15 protein-coding genes are annotated in these 14,490 nt (G+C 61.1%); all 15 read left to right on the top strand.

Annotation, left to right across the window (positions count from 1 at the left end):
* Positions 1-160 precede the first annotated feature (160 nt).
* The 15 genes from JTP94_RS06760 (at position 161) to JTP94_RS06690 (ending at position 14,487) form a co-directional block, all read left to right on the top strand.
* Entirely contained in the window at positions 161-1,507 is a 1,347-nt protein-coding gene (locus JTP94_RS06760; protein WP_204849770.1) for an ABC transporter substrate-binding protein, read from the top strand.
* Positions 1,508-1,517: 10 nt separating this feature from the next.
* Positions 1,518-2,441 (top strand): carbohydrate ABC transporter permease, encoded by a 924-nt coding sequence (locus JTP94_RS06755; RefSeq protein ID WP_246754695.1) that lies wholly within the window; start codon positions 1,518-1,520, stop codon positions 2,439-2,441.
* On the top strand, positions 2,438-3,274 hold the full coding sequence (locus JTP94_RS06750; protein ID WP_204849768.1) for a carbohydrate ABC transporter permease: 837 nt from the start codon (positions 2,438-2,440) through the stop codon (positions 3,272-3,274). The genes JTP94_RS06755 and JTP94_RS06750 overlap by 4 nt, the downstream gene beginning before the upstream one ends.
* 5 nt (positions 3,275-3,279) lie before the next feature.
* On the top strand, positions 3,280-4,098 hold the full coding sequence (locus JTP94_RS06745; RefSeq protein WP_204849767.1) for a sugar phosphate isomerase/epimerase: 819 nt from the start codon (positions 3,280-3,282) through the stop codon (positions 4,096-4,098).
* Positions 4,099-4,109: 11 nt separating this feature from the next.
* Positions 4,110-5,186, top strand: coding sequence for a Gfo/Idh/MocA family protein (locus JTP94_RS06740; protein WP_204849766.1), 1,077 nt, complete (start codon positions 4,110-4,112; stop codon positions 5,184-5,186).
* Positions 5,186-6,004, top strand: coding sequence for a sugar phosphate isomerase/epimerase (locus JTP94_RS06735; RefSeq protein ID WP_204849765.1), 819 nt, complete (start codon positions 5,186-5,188; stop codon positions 6,002-6,004). Before JTP94_RS06740 ends, JTP94_RS06735 begins: the two co-directional genes overlap by 1 nt.
* Positions 6,004-6,831, top strand: coding sequence for an alpha/beta fold hydrolase (locus tag JTP94_RS06730; protein WP_204849764.1), 828 nt, complete (start codon positions 6,004-6,006; stop codon positions 6,829-6,831). Before JTP94_RS06735 ends, JTP94_RS06730 begins: the two co-directional genes overlap by 1 nt.
* Entirely contained in the window at positions 6,828-7,553 is a 726-nt protein-coding gene (locus JTP94_RS06725) for a ribulose-phosphate 3-epimerase (RefSeq protein ID WP_204849763.1), read from the top strand. The genes JTP94_RS06730 and JTP94_RS06725 overlap by 4 nt, the downstream gene beginning before the upstream one ends.
* Positions 7,550-8,548: an ROK family protein gene (locus tag JTP94_RS06720; RefSeq protein WP_204849762.1), complete on the top strand. Its 999-nt coding sequence runs from the start codon at positions 7,550-7,552 to the stop codon at positions 8,546-8,548. Before JTP94_RS06725 ends, JTP94_RS06720 begins: the two co-directional genes overlap by 4 nt.
* Positions 8,541-9,626 (top strand): ABC transporter ATP-binding protein, encoded by a 1,086-nt coding sequence (locus JTP94_RS06715; RefSeq protein ID WP_204849761.1) that lies wholly within the window; start codon positions 8,541-8,543, stop codon positions 9,624-9,626. Before JTP94_RS06720 ends, JTP94_RS06715 begins: the two co-directional genes overlap by 8 nt.
* A 332-nt stretch (positions 9,627-9,958) precedes the next feature.
* Positions 9,959-10,654: a GntR family transcriptional regulator gene (locus tag JTP94_RS06710; RefSeq protein WP_204849760.1), complete on the top strand. Its 696-nt coding sequence runs from the start codon at positions 9,959-9,961 to the stop codon at positions 10,652-10,654.
* Positions 10,655-11,053: 399 nt separating this feature from the next.
* Positions 11,054-11,656, top strand: coding sequence for an amino acid synthesis family protein (locus JTP94_RS06705; protein ID WP_204849759.1), 603 nt, complete (start codon positions 11,054-11,056; stop codon positions 11,654-11,656).
* A gap of 25 nt (positions 11,657-11,681) precedes the next feature.
* A complete protein-coding gene (locus tag JTP94_RS06700) occupies positions 11,682-12,518 on the top strand; it encodes an alpha/beta fold hydrolase (protein ID WP_409456588.1) in 837 nt (278 codons plus the stop codon).
* The gene (locus JTP94_RS06695) at positions 12,515-13,450 is read left to right on the top strand and encodes a flavin reductase family protein (protein ID WP_204849758.1); all 936 of its coding nucleotides are present in this window, start codon (positions 12,515-12,517) and stop codon (positions 13,448-13,450) included. Before JTP94_RS06700 ends, JTP94_RS06695 begins: the two co-directional genes overlap by 4 nt.
* Positions 13,447-14,487: an LLM class flavin-dependent oxidoreductase gene (locus tag JTP94_RS06690; protein ID WP_204849757.1), complete on the top strand. Its 1,041-nt coding sequence runs from the start codon at positions 13,447-13,449 to the stop codon at positions 14,485-14,487. The genes JTP94_RS06695 and JTP94_RS06690 overlap by 4 nt, the downstream gene beginning before the upstream one ends.
* Positions 14,488-14,490: the final 3 nt, after the last annotated feature.

Below are 14,490 nucleotides of genomic sequence, written 5' to 3'. Positions count from 1 at the left end.
TGATGCACTTCCTTCGTTCGCGGCGCGTCGGCGCAACCGAACGACGATTCCAGATGTGATTTAAAGCATCTTATTTCTTGACGCGCGACAATTTTTTATGAAACATGTGCGAATACTGGCGCGGAGGTTTGGAGGTCGCCAGTCTTCCTGGGAGGGAAACATGACAGGTTTCAAGAAGACGACGGCTGACTCCACGGTGATCAGCCAATCGATAATGCTTGACCGCCGCCAGCTGCTGCTTGGTGCGGCGAGCGCTGCCGCCGGCGCGGCGACCCTTGGGGTCACGTCCGGCCTCGGTATACGCCCGGCGCGTGCCGCCGACCGGACGGAAATCAGCTTTGCCAGCGCAAGCTTCTTCGGCAAGGAAGGGCTCGGCGATCTCGTCAAGGCTTTCAACGAGTCGCAAAGCCGGGTGACCGTCAAGTTCATCGAGCTGCCGCCGCCGAGTTCATCGACAGAGGTCTATCAGGGGCTCGTCCAACAGCTGGCGCGCCGCAACGGAACGCCTGACGTCTTCAGCCAGGACGTCATCTGGATCGCAGGCTTTGCCGCCGCTGGCTGGGCCTTGCCGCTCGACGAATATTTCCCGAAGGACAAGCGCGCCGACTATTTCCCCGGCACGGTCGCCGCCTGCACCTATGGCGGCAAGCTGACCGCGCTGCCATGGTTCGTCGATTCCGGCATGTTCTATTATCGCAAGGATCTGGTGGAGAAGCATGGCGGCAAGGTGCCGGAAACCTGGGCCGACATGGCAACCATCGCGGCTGAGGCGCAGAAGGCCGGCGACGCCAAGTTCGGCTATCTCTGGCAGGGCAAGCAGGCGGAAGTCCTGATCTGCGACGCCGTCGAAATCATTGCCTCGAATGGAGGCTCCATCCTCTCTGCTGACGGCAAATCCTCGGTCATCGGCGATGATGCCGCCGTCGAGGCGATCCAATTCCTCTATGACACCATCAACAAGACGAAGATCAGCCCGCAGAATGTCCTGTCCTGGGATGAAGAGCCTTCGCGCCAGCCGTTTACGTCGGGCGAGGCGATGTTCATGCGCAACTGGTCCTATGTCTATCCGATCGCGCAGGATCCGAAGGCCTCGCATGTCGTCGACAAGGTCGCCGTCGCTCCACTGCCGCATTTTGCCGGCGGCAAGAGTGCCGCATGCCTCGGCGGCTACCAGCTGGGCATCAATGCCAACTCCAAGAAGCGGGATGCGGCGATCGAATTCCTGACCTGGATGTCGTCGCCGGAAACCCAAACCCGGCTTGCGCTTAATTTCGGTCTCGCGCCCTCGCGCCCGGCGATATTCCAGGATGCGAAGCTGAAAGCCGAGCAGCCGTTCATGGCGAGCCTCCAGAGCGTCTTCACCGGCGCCACGCCGCGGCCGATCACGCCGCAATATGCCAAGGTGACCCTGGCATTGCAGTCCAGCATCTCGAAAGCGCTGGTCAGCGGCAACGTCAAGGCGGAACTGCAGGCGGCTGCCACCCAGATCAATAAGATCGTTGGCTGAAATGGCCGTGATGATGACGGTTCCCGTGTCCGAGCGAACCCCAGGCAAATCGAGGGCGCTGCCAAGCGCCCTCTGGCCTTGGCTCCTGCTGTTGCCGGCCTTCATCTCGCTCGCATCGGTATCCTTCTACCCGATCTTTAACGGCCTCTATCTATCCTTCACCAATCGCTCGCTGATCACCCAGGACAATGATTTCATCGGCATTGCCAATTATCTGCAATTGCTGGCCGATCCACCGTTCTGGAATGCCTGGTGGCACACGATCTGGTTCACGGTCATCTCGACCGGGCTCGAGACGTTCATCGGTCTTGGCATGGCGCTGATCCTTTGCGAGACCTTCGCCGGCCGCGGCATGATCCGTGCCGCCATGCTCGTGCCCTGGGCCATGCCGACCGTCGTGACATCGAAGATGTTCGGCTGGCTCTTCGATGGTCAGCACGGCATCATCAATTTCATCCTGCTGCATGCGGGGCTGATCGACCAGAACGTCAACTGGTACGGCTCGCCCGACACCGCCCTGACGACGATCATCCTCGCCGACGTCTGGAAAACCACGCCTTTCATGGCGCTTCTGTTGCTGACGGGGCTGCAGACCGTTCCGAAATCTCTGGTCGAGGCCGCCCGCATGGACGGCGCGAGAGCCTGGACGATCTTCTGGCACATCCGCCTGCCGCTCTTGATGCCGACGCTGCTGATTGCCGGCCTTTTTCGCGCGCTCGATGCGTTCCGCGTCTTCGATCTGGTCTATGTACTGACGGGTGGCGGCCCGGCCGATTCCACCGAGACGCTTTCGACGCTGTCCTACAAAGTGCTCTTTTCGACGCTTCAGTTCGGCTATGGCTCGGCCGTCTCGACCGCCATGTTCATCACAGAGGGGCTGATCGCCGTTGTCTTCTGCGTCTTCCTCGTGCGGCAGATAAGGAAGACGACATGAACGAAAGCCGCTCCGTCTTTCAAAGCCTCGTCATCTACCTCGGCGCACTGCTTATTCTCATCTGGTCCGCCGGCCCGTTCCTCTGGCAGTTTTCGACCTCGTTCCAGCTCGACAAGGCGCTGACCGAGGGAACGCCCTCGCTCATTCCGAACCCGTTCACGCTGGAGCACTACTACAACGCCTTCGTCGAAAAAGGCCTGCACCACTATGTGCTGAACTCGCTCATCGTCGCGCTGTCGACCACAGCTCTCTGCCTGATCGTCGGCTCGCTCGCCGCCTTTTCGCTGTCTCGCCTCGATGTGAAGGGACGCTTCGGCATCCTGACGGTCATCCTTTCGGTGTCGATGTTCCCGCAGATCGCGCTCGTCGGGCCACTCTATCTCATCGCCTCCGATCTCGGGCTGCTGGATACCTATACGGCGCTGATCATCACCTATCTCGCACTCGGACTGCCGCTGGTGACCTGGGTCCTGTTCGGCTATTTCGAGACGCTGCCGCGCGAGATCGACGAGGCGGCCCGCATGGACGGCGTCGGCCCGGTCGGCCTGCTCTGGCATATCATCCTGCCGATGTCGCTGCCGAGCCTGGTCACGACAGGTCTGCTTGCCTTCATCACCGCCTGGAACGAGTTCCTGTTCGCGCTGGCCTTCACCTCGGACAGCGACAGCCAGACGATCCCGGTGGGCATCGCCAATTTCACCAACCAATACTACGTGCCCTGGGGAGATATCGCCGCCGCGTCGGCTGTCGTCACCGTGCCGCTCATTGTTTTGGTGCTCTTCTTCCAACGACACATCATCGAAGGCCTGACCCAAGGCGGAATCAAGGAATAGCGGGAATGAGCAAGGACATAAAAGTCGGCTGCCAGACATTTACGTGGGAAATGCTCGGCGATGCCTGGAGAGGAACGGCCGACGACCTGCTGTCGGCCATATCCGCCGGCGGTTATCTCGGCATCGAAATCACCGATACGATGATCGGCCGCTACGCGGCAGACCCGCATGCTTTCGCGAGCGCGCTGAAGAGCCATGGATTAACCCTCGTCTCCTTCGCCTTCGGCTCGAGAAGCGGCTTCACGGTCGCCGATGCTGTGAAAGACGACCTTGCGACGGCGCAGCGCTGGATCGATTACGCCGCGCATTTTCCGGGCGCTCTCGTCTCCATCGGCTCGGCGACCGTCGTCTCAGACGGCCCGCGTGAGGACAAGTTCGCCATTGCGGGCGACTTCTACAATCGCGCCGGAGAACTGGGCAAGGCCGCCGGCGTCGATGTCGCCGTCCATCCGAGCTCGCATCACAATACGCTGCTGTTCGACCGCGCCGATTATGACCGCATCTTTGCCTTGCTCGACCCGAGCCTGGTAGGCTGGGTGCCGGATACCGGCCATATCCTGCGCGGACATGCCGACATGCTCGATACGATGCGTATCTACCAGGATCGCATCCGCTACCTGCACCTCAAGGATGTCGACGCCAATGACCGATGGGCAATGCTCGGTAAGGGTATTCTCGACACGCCTGCCGTGATCGACCTTGTCTCCGCAGCGCCGCGCTTCAACGGCTGGCTGGTGCTGGAGGAAGAATCCGAAACCGCAGCCGCCGACCCTGCCGCCGCAGTCAAGACCAACCGCGAAACCATGCGCGGCTACGGCGCATAAGGAAGAGAACCATGATCGAAAAGGAAAATCGCCGTCTTCGCGTCGGAGTGCTCGGCTGCGGGCCGATCGCCCAGTTCGCGCATCTGGAATCCTGCGTGAAGGCCAGGAATGCCGATCTCTATGCGATCTGCGATGCGGCTCCCGATCTTCTGGCCCGCATGGGTGCGACCTACGAGCCGCAGAAGATGTACGACAACTATGATGCGATGCTCGCCGATCCCGATCTGGAGGCCGTCATCGTCGCCACGTCCGACGCCTATCACGTGCCGATGTCCGTCAAGGCGCTGGAAGCCGGAAAGCATGTGCTGTGCGAGAAACCCATTGGCGTGTCGATCGAGGAAGGCCTGCAACTTGCCGAGGCCGTGCGCCGCTCCGGCAGGATCCTGCAGGTCGGGCACATGAAGCGTTTCGATCCCGCTCTGGAGGCGGCGCGCGATTTCGTCCGCGACGATATCGGTCAGATCTTTGCGATGAAGGCATGGTATTGCGATTCCACCCACCGCTATACCAATACGGATGCGGTGCAGCCATTGCCTGTCACCAGCAAGCTTGCGCGCAAGCCGGCCGGCAATCCGAAGGCCGACCTGCGGCAATATTTCATGCTGGCGCATGGCTCGCATCTCGTCGATACAGCTCGTTTCTTCTGCGGCGATATCGTTTCGGTTCGCGCCCGGCTTCTCGAACGCGCCGGCGCCTATTGTTGGTTCGTGGAAACCGAGTTCGCCAATGGTGCGCTCGGCCATCTGGACCTGACCGTCGCGGTGCGCATGGATTGGCATGAGGGCTTCCAGCTCTACGGGGAAAACGGCTCGGTTCTCGCAAAGACTTTCAATCCCTGGTACTTCCGCTCGAGCGAGGTCGAGATCTTCCATGAGAAGGATGCGACCAGCAGAAAACCGCTTGGCGCCGACGGCCATTTCTTCCGCAGGCAGGTGGAGGGTCTGGCCGATACGGCATTGAACGGCGCGCCGATGCGCGGCGCCAATGTCGAGGACGGCCTGGCTTCCATCCGCGCGATGGTGGCGATCGCCCGATCGGTGGAACGGGGCGAACGCGTCGAACTTGCATCGGTCACGGGAGCGGTCTGATGCAGATAGGGATATTCGCCAAGACCTTTCCGGGGACCGCGCCGCTCGGCGTTCTCTCGGCAGTGCGCAACAGCGGTTACACATGTGCGCAGTTCAATCTCGCCTGCTGTGGACTGCCCTCCATGCCCGATGCCGTCACTGAAACGACGCTCGCGGAAATCCGGACAGCTGTGGACGCGACAGGGATTTCGCTTGCAGCCCTCTCCGGCACCTACAACATGGCCCATCCAGACATTGCTGTGCGTCGAACGGGCCTTGCCCAACTCGCCGTCGTCATCGAGACGGCGGCAGCACTCTCCATTCCGCTCGTGACCCTTTGCACTGGCACGCGCGACCCGAACGACCAATGGGCTCATCATCCCGACAATGGCGATCCCGCCGCCTGGGCCGACATGGCGGCGGAAATGTCAAAGGCTCTGGAGCTGGCCGAGCGGCATGGTGTGGATCTCGGCATCGAGCCGGAACAAGCCAATATCGTCACGTCGGCTAAGGACGCCAGCTGGCTGATCGCGGAGATGGGATCGCGACGGCTGCGCATCGTGCTCGACCCCGCCAATCTGTTCGAGCAGGCGACGCCGGGGCAGGCGCGGGTGATCGTCGAGGAGGCGGTTGAAACCGCGGCCGGTCACATCGCCCTCGCACATGCCAAGGATCGCCATGCCGATGGTCGCTTCGCAACCGCGGGACAGGGCGTCGTCAATTTCCCTGATTTCATTGCACGGCTACGGACCGTGGGCTTCGACGGCCCACTCGTCACGCATGGCCTCTCGGCGTCCGAAGCCCCCGGCGTAGCGGTTTTCCTCAAGGAGCTGATCTGATGGGAAAGGCTTCCTTCATGCGCGGCGATGCAAGCCTTGCCGTCTATGACGAAGGGCAGGGGCTTCCGGTCGTCTTCCAGCATGGTCTTGGCGGTGACGAGGCGCAGGTGGCGCAGAATCTTCCCACCTCTGCGGCACTCCATCGACTGACGCTGGAGTGCCGCGGGCATGGCGCCTCATCGCTTGGCAGTGCGCGGCCCTTTTCGATCCATATGTTTGCCGAGGATGTGCTGGCCGCAGCCACCGAACATGGCTTTGACCGCTTCGTTGTCGGTGGCATTTCGATGGGGGCGGCCATTGCGCTGCATCTTGCCCATCACCACGCCGACCGTGTCGCGCGACTCATTCTTGTGCGTCCCGCCTGGTTATTCGAGGCATCACCGGACAATCTCGAGCCTGGTCGCGCCGTTGCTGCCCTGATCCGTTCGCATCCAGTTGCGGAAGCCAGGGAGCGCTTTGTCGCCTCGGAAATCGGGCGTCGGATTGCGTCCGAGGCGCCCGACAATTTCTCTTCCCTGCTTGGCTATTTCGAGCGGCCAGACGCCTTCGATTTCGCATCCGTCCTTGGCGACATCGCCGCCGATGGGCCCGGCGTATCGAAGGCTGACACGGCAGCCATCAAAGTTCCGACGCTGATCATCGGCAACGAACAGGATGCGATCCATCCGCTCTCCTGCGCCCTCACGCTTGCCGAAACCATTCCCGGCGCACGCTATGTCGAAGTCACTGCCAAGACAGCCGACAAGGCGCGGCATTTCGCCGAAATCCAAACCGCCATCACCGATTTTCTCGCATCCAGTTCAATCCGGAGCCTCTTTCGATCATGACATCCAAACCTCTTTCCGGTCCGGCGGCCATCGCCGCATTGCCCCGCAACCGATTGCTCGGCGAGTTCTCGCTCTGGTCGGCGGATCTCGCCAATATGGAGGCCGATCTCAAGCGGATCGAACCCTATGTCGACCTGCACCATATCGACGTCGCCGATGCCCGCTTTACGCCGGGCTTCCTGTTCTTTCCGGATTTCGTCGCACGCATCGCCAAAGCGACCGCCAAGCCCATCCATGTGCATCTAATGGTCGAAGGTGAAATCGTCGAGGAACAGACACGCCAGTTCATAGAGGCGGGCGCCGATCTGATCAGCGTTCATGCCGAGAATGGCGAGGCAGGGCTGCGCGCCGCAGCGCTCGCAAGAAAGCTTGGTGCCGAGGCAGGTGTGGTGCTGCGGCTGGAAACGCCGGTTTCGGCGATCAAGCCTTTCATCGATCATGTTGCCTTCGTGACGCTGCTTGGCACATCAATCGGCGTCAAGGGGCAGAGCCTTTCCGATAGGGCATGCGACCGGCTCTTGGAAGCGCGTGACTTGCTCCGGCAATCCGGTCGTGAAGACCAGATCATCCTCGCGGCCGATGGCGGCATCCGTGAGCAGACCGTACCGCTCCTGCGCAAGGCCGGTGCACAGACTGTCGTTCTCGGTTCGCTCGCCTTCGGCGACAAGGATCTCGCTGACCGCATCGCCTGGCTGCATGACTTGGAAAGCGGGGTTGCGTGAACAAGGTTGCCCTTGCCTTTGATCTCGGCGGAACGGAGCTCCGCGCCGCGCTTGTCGATGAGGCAGGAAGCCTTCTGGCCTTCTCGGCCATGCCGACGGCGGCGGCCGATGGACCTGCGGCGGTAACGCGGCAGATGGAACAGCTCGCAGCCGAGGTGCTGGCGCAAACGCCCGACCTTTCTCCCATCGGCATAGGTGTCGGCGCACCGGGACCGCTCGACCCCGAGGCCGGTATCGTCATCGGGCCGCCGACGCTTATCGGCTGGCATGAGGTGCCGCTGGCGACCATTCTCTCCGATCGCTTCGAACTGCCGGTCCGGCTGGAGAACGACGCGAATGCGGCAGCCCTCGGCGAATGGCACTACGGAGCCGGTCGCGGCGCGGATTCGATGGTTTTCGTGACGGTCTCCACGGGTATCGGCGGCGGCGTGATCACCAACGGCCGGACTTTGCACGGCCGGCGCGGCCTGGCGGCCGAGATCGGCCATATGACCATCACGAACGAAGGGGAGCGCTGCTTCTGCGGCGCGATCGGTTGTTTCGAAGCCGTTGCCTCGGGAACGGCTTTGGGGCGACGGGCCACGGCGCGGACCCGGAAATTCGACGGCTCGCTGATGCGTGCGATTGCCAGCGATGGCGACGTCAGCGGGCGGCATGTCGTTGAGGCCGCACGAAAGGGTGATGTGCTGGCGATGGAATTGCTGGATGCGGAAGCGCGCTGGCTTGGCATCGGCTTTACCAATCTGCTGCATCTCTATTCGCCAGACATATTGGTAATGGGCGGCGGCATCTCGCATGGCTTCGATCTTCTGCAGGAAGTTGTTGTGGCGACCATTCGCGAACGCGCCATGCCGGCCTATCGCGAGGTCCCCATCGTTGCCGCCCAGCTTGGGCGCCATGCCGGCCTGATCGGTGCTGCCAGCCTCATCCTCGGGCAAGAAGCAGACATCGGCGCCAACCCATCCATGGAAAGAAAGGAGGCCAGCAATGGCTAATCTCAAGCTGCGCGACGCTCGCAAGACCTATGGCGCACTCGAAGTCATCAAGGGCATCGATCTGGATGTGGACGACCGTGAATTCGTGGTCTTTGTCGGCCCGTCCGGCTGCGGCAAGTCTACGCTATTGCGAATGATCGCCGGTCTGGAGAAGATCACCGGCGGTGATTTGATGATCGATGGCACCCGCGCCAACGATGTAGACCCGTCGCAACGCGGCCTGGCGATGGTCTTCCAGTCCTATGCGCTCTACCCGCACATGACGGTCGCCGAAAACATGGGCTTCGCGCTGAAAATCGCAGGCGTCTCCCCGGCTGAGCGCGATCGCAAGGTCAGGGAAGCTGCCGAGATTCTGGAACTCGCGCATCTGCTCGACCGTCGGCCGAAGGATCTGTCGGGTGGGCAGCGGCAACGTGTGGCCATCGGCCGGGCGATCGTGCGCAATCCGAAGATCTTCCTCTTCGACGAGCCCTTGTCCAATCTCGATGCGGCTTTGCGCGTCAACATGCGGCTGGAGCTGATGCGGCTGCACGAGCGGCTGGCGGCAACGATGATCTACGTCACCCATGATCAGATCGAGGCGATGACCATGGCCGACAAGATTGTGGTCCTGAACTCCGGCCGCATCGAGCAGGTCGGTTCGCCGCTGGAGCTTTACAACCGGCCGGCAAATATCTTCGTGGCCGGCTTCATCGGCTCACCGAAGATGAATCTTCTTCCGGCAATGGTCGAATCGACCGGGCCTCAAGGCATATCCGTCGCGCTGCCGGGCGGACACAGGATCACCGTGCCGGCCTCCGGCGGAACAAGCACGGTAGGGGCCAACCTGATCCTTGGCATCCGCCCCGAACATATCCGCATCGACCCGAATGGCCGCTTCGCCGGGCAGGCGATGCTCGCCGAACGGCTGGGCGGCCTCACGATCCTGCATGTGGATATCGGGGCGAACCAATCGCTTGTCGTGCAGACGGAAGGCACCGATACGACGCCGCTGCATGCACCCCTGTCTCTCCACATGGATCCGGCCGCTTGCCACCTATTCGATGCCGACGGCAAGCCGCTTGCCAGATTGAACTGATCTGCAGTTCCGAGGCGCCTTTGCTGCGCACTGATGCTCGACGGAAAAAGGCGGAGCTCTGCGGTCGGAAGACTGCGGAGCAGAATTTGTCATGGCCGGATCAGCTCCCGACCCTATATTCCCAATGAGACTTCCGCGCCCAGTCCGTCGCAAAAAGTTCCTGATATCCTTGTCGGTGACATTGGAGTAGGGGTTGTTCGCAACGGTCTATGCAGTTGCATTTGACTCCGTCTCGCCATTGCATAATCTTGGTAGGCCATAATATGGTATCCGAAACTTGACCGTCTCTGCGGCAAGGGACGGAAGTTGACGTCTGAAACCGAGGTGTTGGAATGACTGATGATGCGCACGGCACGGCAATTCGCGTGGAGCGTCCGGCCAAGACGTTGCGCGAACTGGCACTCGACAAAGTGCGGGAGGCGATCCTCAACGGCTATTTCCGCCCGGGGGATCGTCTGGTGGAGCGTGATCTCTGCGCCCAGCTTGGTGTAAGCCGCACGATCGTACGCGAGGTTTTACGTCATCTCGAATCCGAAGGCCTCGTCGCCAATCTGCCGAACAAGGGGCCGATCGTCGCCCAGCTCAACCATGACGAGGCGAAGCAGATCTATGAGATCCGCGGCGCATTGGAAGGCATGGCCGCGCGTCTTTGCGCCGAGCAGCGCAATCCCGCCATTGCCGATGCTCTCGACAAATCCCTTGAGGACATCAGAAACAGCTATCGGGACAAGGACATGGCCGGCGTGCTCGCCCATACCTCATCCTTCTATCAGACGCTGTTCAGCATGGTCGACCGCCACATCGCGTGGGGCGTCGTCAATCTTTTGACCGTTCGCATCAATCATCTGCGTTCGATGACGATCAAGACGCAAAATCGCGATGTTCAGGGGCCGGTACAGATGGCGCGCATCGTCGATGCCATCCGGCGTGGAGACGGCGAGGGCGCCTACCAGGCCGCCATGCAACATGTTGCCAGCGCCAGCGCAATCGCGCAGGCTGTTCTCTCGGGACGCCAACCGATCGATTAATCCGATACGGCCGTTCTTTACCGAACGATGTTCCGTCGATGTACGGCGGCATCGTGTCCAATGGCATCTCTGCGACCCCCATCAAATTAAAGGCAACCTCACGAAGCGGGCTTGACTCTCCGCGGCATTCGATGTGACGGTATGCCATAATCAATAATACAAAATTGGAGCATCAAATAACTGGGAATGCAGTCGCAAGCTGCAGGCTTCCCCAGAAATTGGCGTGACGATGATTTCGAGCCCGCCATGATCAATCACTTTGGCTTTTCTGAATAAGCATCTGTTATAATTACAGTTTCCTTCATAGAGATTCCGGTTTCCACTCGTTTGCGCAAAGCGGCTTGACAGTTTCGTATTATGGCATACCATCATACGAAACTCAGAAAAGCGAGCGGAGCCATGACCTTTCAAATCCGTAAAACCGTCCTGCAGATCGAAACCACATTGATTGAAGGGGGCAAAGCAGCGCCCGCGCCGCTGAAGTTGTTCTCCGCCTGCGCGATCGTGAAGAACCCCTGGGCCGGTCGCGGCTACGTCGAGAATCTGAAGCCAGAAATTCACGCCGCGGCACCGGTTCTCGGTGAATTGCTCACCAGCATGATCATCGAGGCCGTCGGATCGGGCGAGGCGGTGGAGGCCTATGGCAAGTCGGCGGTGGTCGGCCTCGATGGCGAGATCGAACATGCTTCGGCACTGATCCATACGCTGCGCTTCGGCAATCATTATCGGCACGCCGTCGGCGCGAAATCCTATCTTGCCTTCTGCAACACGCGCGGCCCGGCCAATGCGCCGATCATGATCCCGCTGATGGACAAGAACGACGAGGGTCGGCGCTCGCATTATCTGACGATCCAGACATCGATCGCCGATGCGCCCGCTGCTGACGAGATTGTCGTGGCGCTTGGCGCTTCAGTCGGCGGCCGGCCGCATCATCGCATCGGCGATCGCTATCAGGACCTCAAGGACCTGGGGCAGGATGTCTCAAATCCTGCCGGCGTCTGACGGATTGGGCGCCGAGATGTCGACGATGGACACCATAGCGCAGAGCAAAGCCGATGCCTCCGAGGCAGAAGGACTGCCGCGTAAGATCACGGCACGCGGGACGGCCTATCACGACACGGGCATGGGCGAGCCGCTTGTCCTCATTCACGGTGTCGGCATGCGCCTTGAAGCCTGGCTGCCACAAATCGCTGCCTTCTCCGGGAGCCATCGCGTCATCGCCATCGACATGCCGGGCCACGGCGAAAGCAAAGCATTGCCTGCCGGCAGCCGCCTGGAAGCCTTTGTCGAGTGGTTGGGCGGTTTCCTCGATGAGATGGCGCTCGACGCGGTCAATGTTGCCGGGCATTCGATGGGTGCGCTCGTCGCCGGTGGTGCCGCGGCAACCTTCGGTGAGAGGATCAGGCGCGTTGCCTATCTCAACGGCGTCTATCGCCGTGATGCGGAAGCAAAGGCGGCGGTCCTGGCACGCGCAGCGGCAATCCCGTTGACCGGTATCGACAAGGAAGGACCGCTCCAGCGCTGGTTCGGCGACGATGCGCAAAGTGCTACCGCCCGGGAGTTGACCCGCAACTGGTTGGGTCTCGTCGATCCGCAGGGATATGCGACAGCCTATGCGGCATTTGCCGGCGGCGACGAAACCTACGCCGATCGGTGGCCGCAGGTGCGGGTGCCGGCATTGTTCCTGACGGGCTCGGACGATCCCAATTCGACGCCGCAGATGGCCGAGCAGATGGCGGCTGCCGCCCCGAGAGGCTGGGTCCGGATCGTCGAGGGACATCGTCATATGGTCAACCTGACGGCACCCGAGATCGTCAACGAATTGCTTGCCGAGTGGCTTTCATGCGGGGAGGACGCAAGATGACGGCGCAACATATCGATGCAAGGGCGCTGCGCGACGCCTTCGGCGCATTTCCGACCGGCGTCACGGTCGTCACGGCGCACGATCAGGCGGGTCTGCCGATCGGCTTCACGGCGAACTCCTTCACCTCAGTCTCGCTCGATCCGCCGCTGCTTCTGGTCTGCCTGGCGAAGACCTCGCGCAACTTCGCGACCATGACGAGCGCGAAGCATTTCGCTATCAATGTTCTGTCGGAAGCGCAGAAAGATATCTCCAACACCTTCGCGCGCCCGGTTGAAGACAGGTTCGCAACCGTCGAATGGGATGCCGGCGCCGACGGCTGTCCGATCCTTGCCGACGTTGCCGCCTGGTTCGAATGCGGTATGGAGCAGGTCACCGATGCCGGCGACCATGTTATTCTCATGGGACGCATCGCCTCCTTCCACAACAGCGGCCGCAATGGATTGGGTTATGCTCGCGGCGGCTACTTCACGCCGATCCTTGCGAGCAAGGCGGTTTCGGCCGCGACCGAGGGCAATATCGAGCTCGGCGCCGTTCTGGAGCGCGATGGCGAGATCCTGCTGCTCGGAGAAGACATCCTCACACTGCCGAGCTGCGAGGGCAGGGAAGGTAGCCCAACCGAGATTCTGGGCAGCTACCTTCAAGAGCTGACCGGGCTTTCGGTGACGATCGGCTTTCTCTATTCGGTCTATGAAGGCAAAAGCGATGGCAAGCATCACATCGTCTACCGCGCCTTCGCCTCGCAAGGCGAGCCACGCGAGGGCAGGTTCTTCAAGCCGGACGCCTTGACCAAAACCCGCTTCAAGACGAGTTCGACAGCCGATATCGTCGCTCGCTTCGCACTGGAAAACCAGATCGGCAATTTCGGCGTTTATTTTGGAGATGAGACCTCTGGCACGGTCCGCCCGGTCTCGACGAAGGTGGCACGAGCATGAAATTCTCTCTCTTCGTTCACATGGAACGCCTCGATGCGAGCCAGAGCCACAAGAGCCTCTACGACGAGTTCGTCGCGCTCTGCGAAATTGCCGACAAGGGCGGCATGCACGCCATCTGGACGGGCGAGCATCACGGCATGGATTTTACCATTGCGCCCAATCCCTTCGTGACGATCGCCGATCTGGCGCGCCGCACCTCGCGGGCGAGACTGGGAACGGGGACGGTGATCGCTCCCTTCTGGCACCCGATCAAGCTTGCCGGCGAAGCGGCCATGGCCGACATCATCTGCGACGGCAGGCTCGATATCGGTATCGCCCGCGGCGCCTATTCTTTCGAATATGAGCGTCTATTGCCGGGTCTTGACGCCTGGGGTGCCGGCCAGCGCATGCGCGAATTGATCCCTGCGATCAAAGGCATTTGGAAGGGCGACTATGCCCATGAAGGCGAATTCTTCAAATTCCCCGCCACCACCTCGGCGCCGAAGCCGCTACAGGAGCCTAACCCTCCGATATGGGTCGCCGCCCGCGATCCGAACTCGCATGAATTCGCCGTCGCCAACGGCTGCAATGTTCAGGTGACACCCCTCTGGCAGGGGGATGACGAAGTTGAGGCGCTGATGGGGCGCTTCAACGACGCCTGCGCCAAGAACCCTGATATCAACAGGCCGAAGATCATGCTGCTGCGCCATACCTATGTCGGCTCGTCGGAAGCGGATATCGCTGAGGCCGCCCATGAGCTCAGCGTCTACTACAACTACTTCTTCGCCTGGTTCAAGAACGAGAAGCCGGTCCATCAGGGCCTGATCGAGCGCATTCCTGATGAGGATATAAGGGCGAATGCCATGCTGTCAGATACGGTCATGCGCAGCAACAATGTCGTCGGCAACGCCGCAACCGTGATTGCGCGGCTGAAGGCCTATCAGGCGATGGGCTATGATGAATATTCCTTCTGGATCGACACCGGTATGTCCTTCGAGCGCAAGAAAGCCTCGCTCGAACGCTTCATCGCCGAGGTCATGCCGGCATTTGCGGAGTAAAAC

Origin of the sequence: Martinezella lusitana (assembly GCF_016901135.1) — a bacterium.
GTDB classification, from domain to species: Bacteria; Pseudomonadota; Alphaproteobacteria; order Rhizobiales; family Rhizobiaceae; genus Rhizobium; species Rhizobium lusitanum_D.
This window is presented reverse-complemented; position numbering and strand designations above follow the sequence as displayed.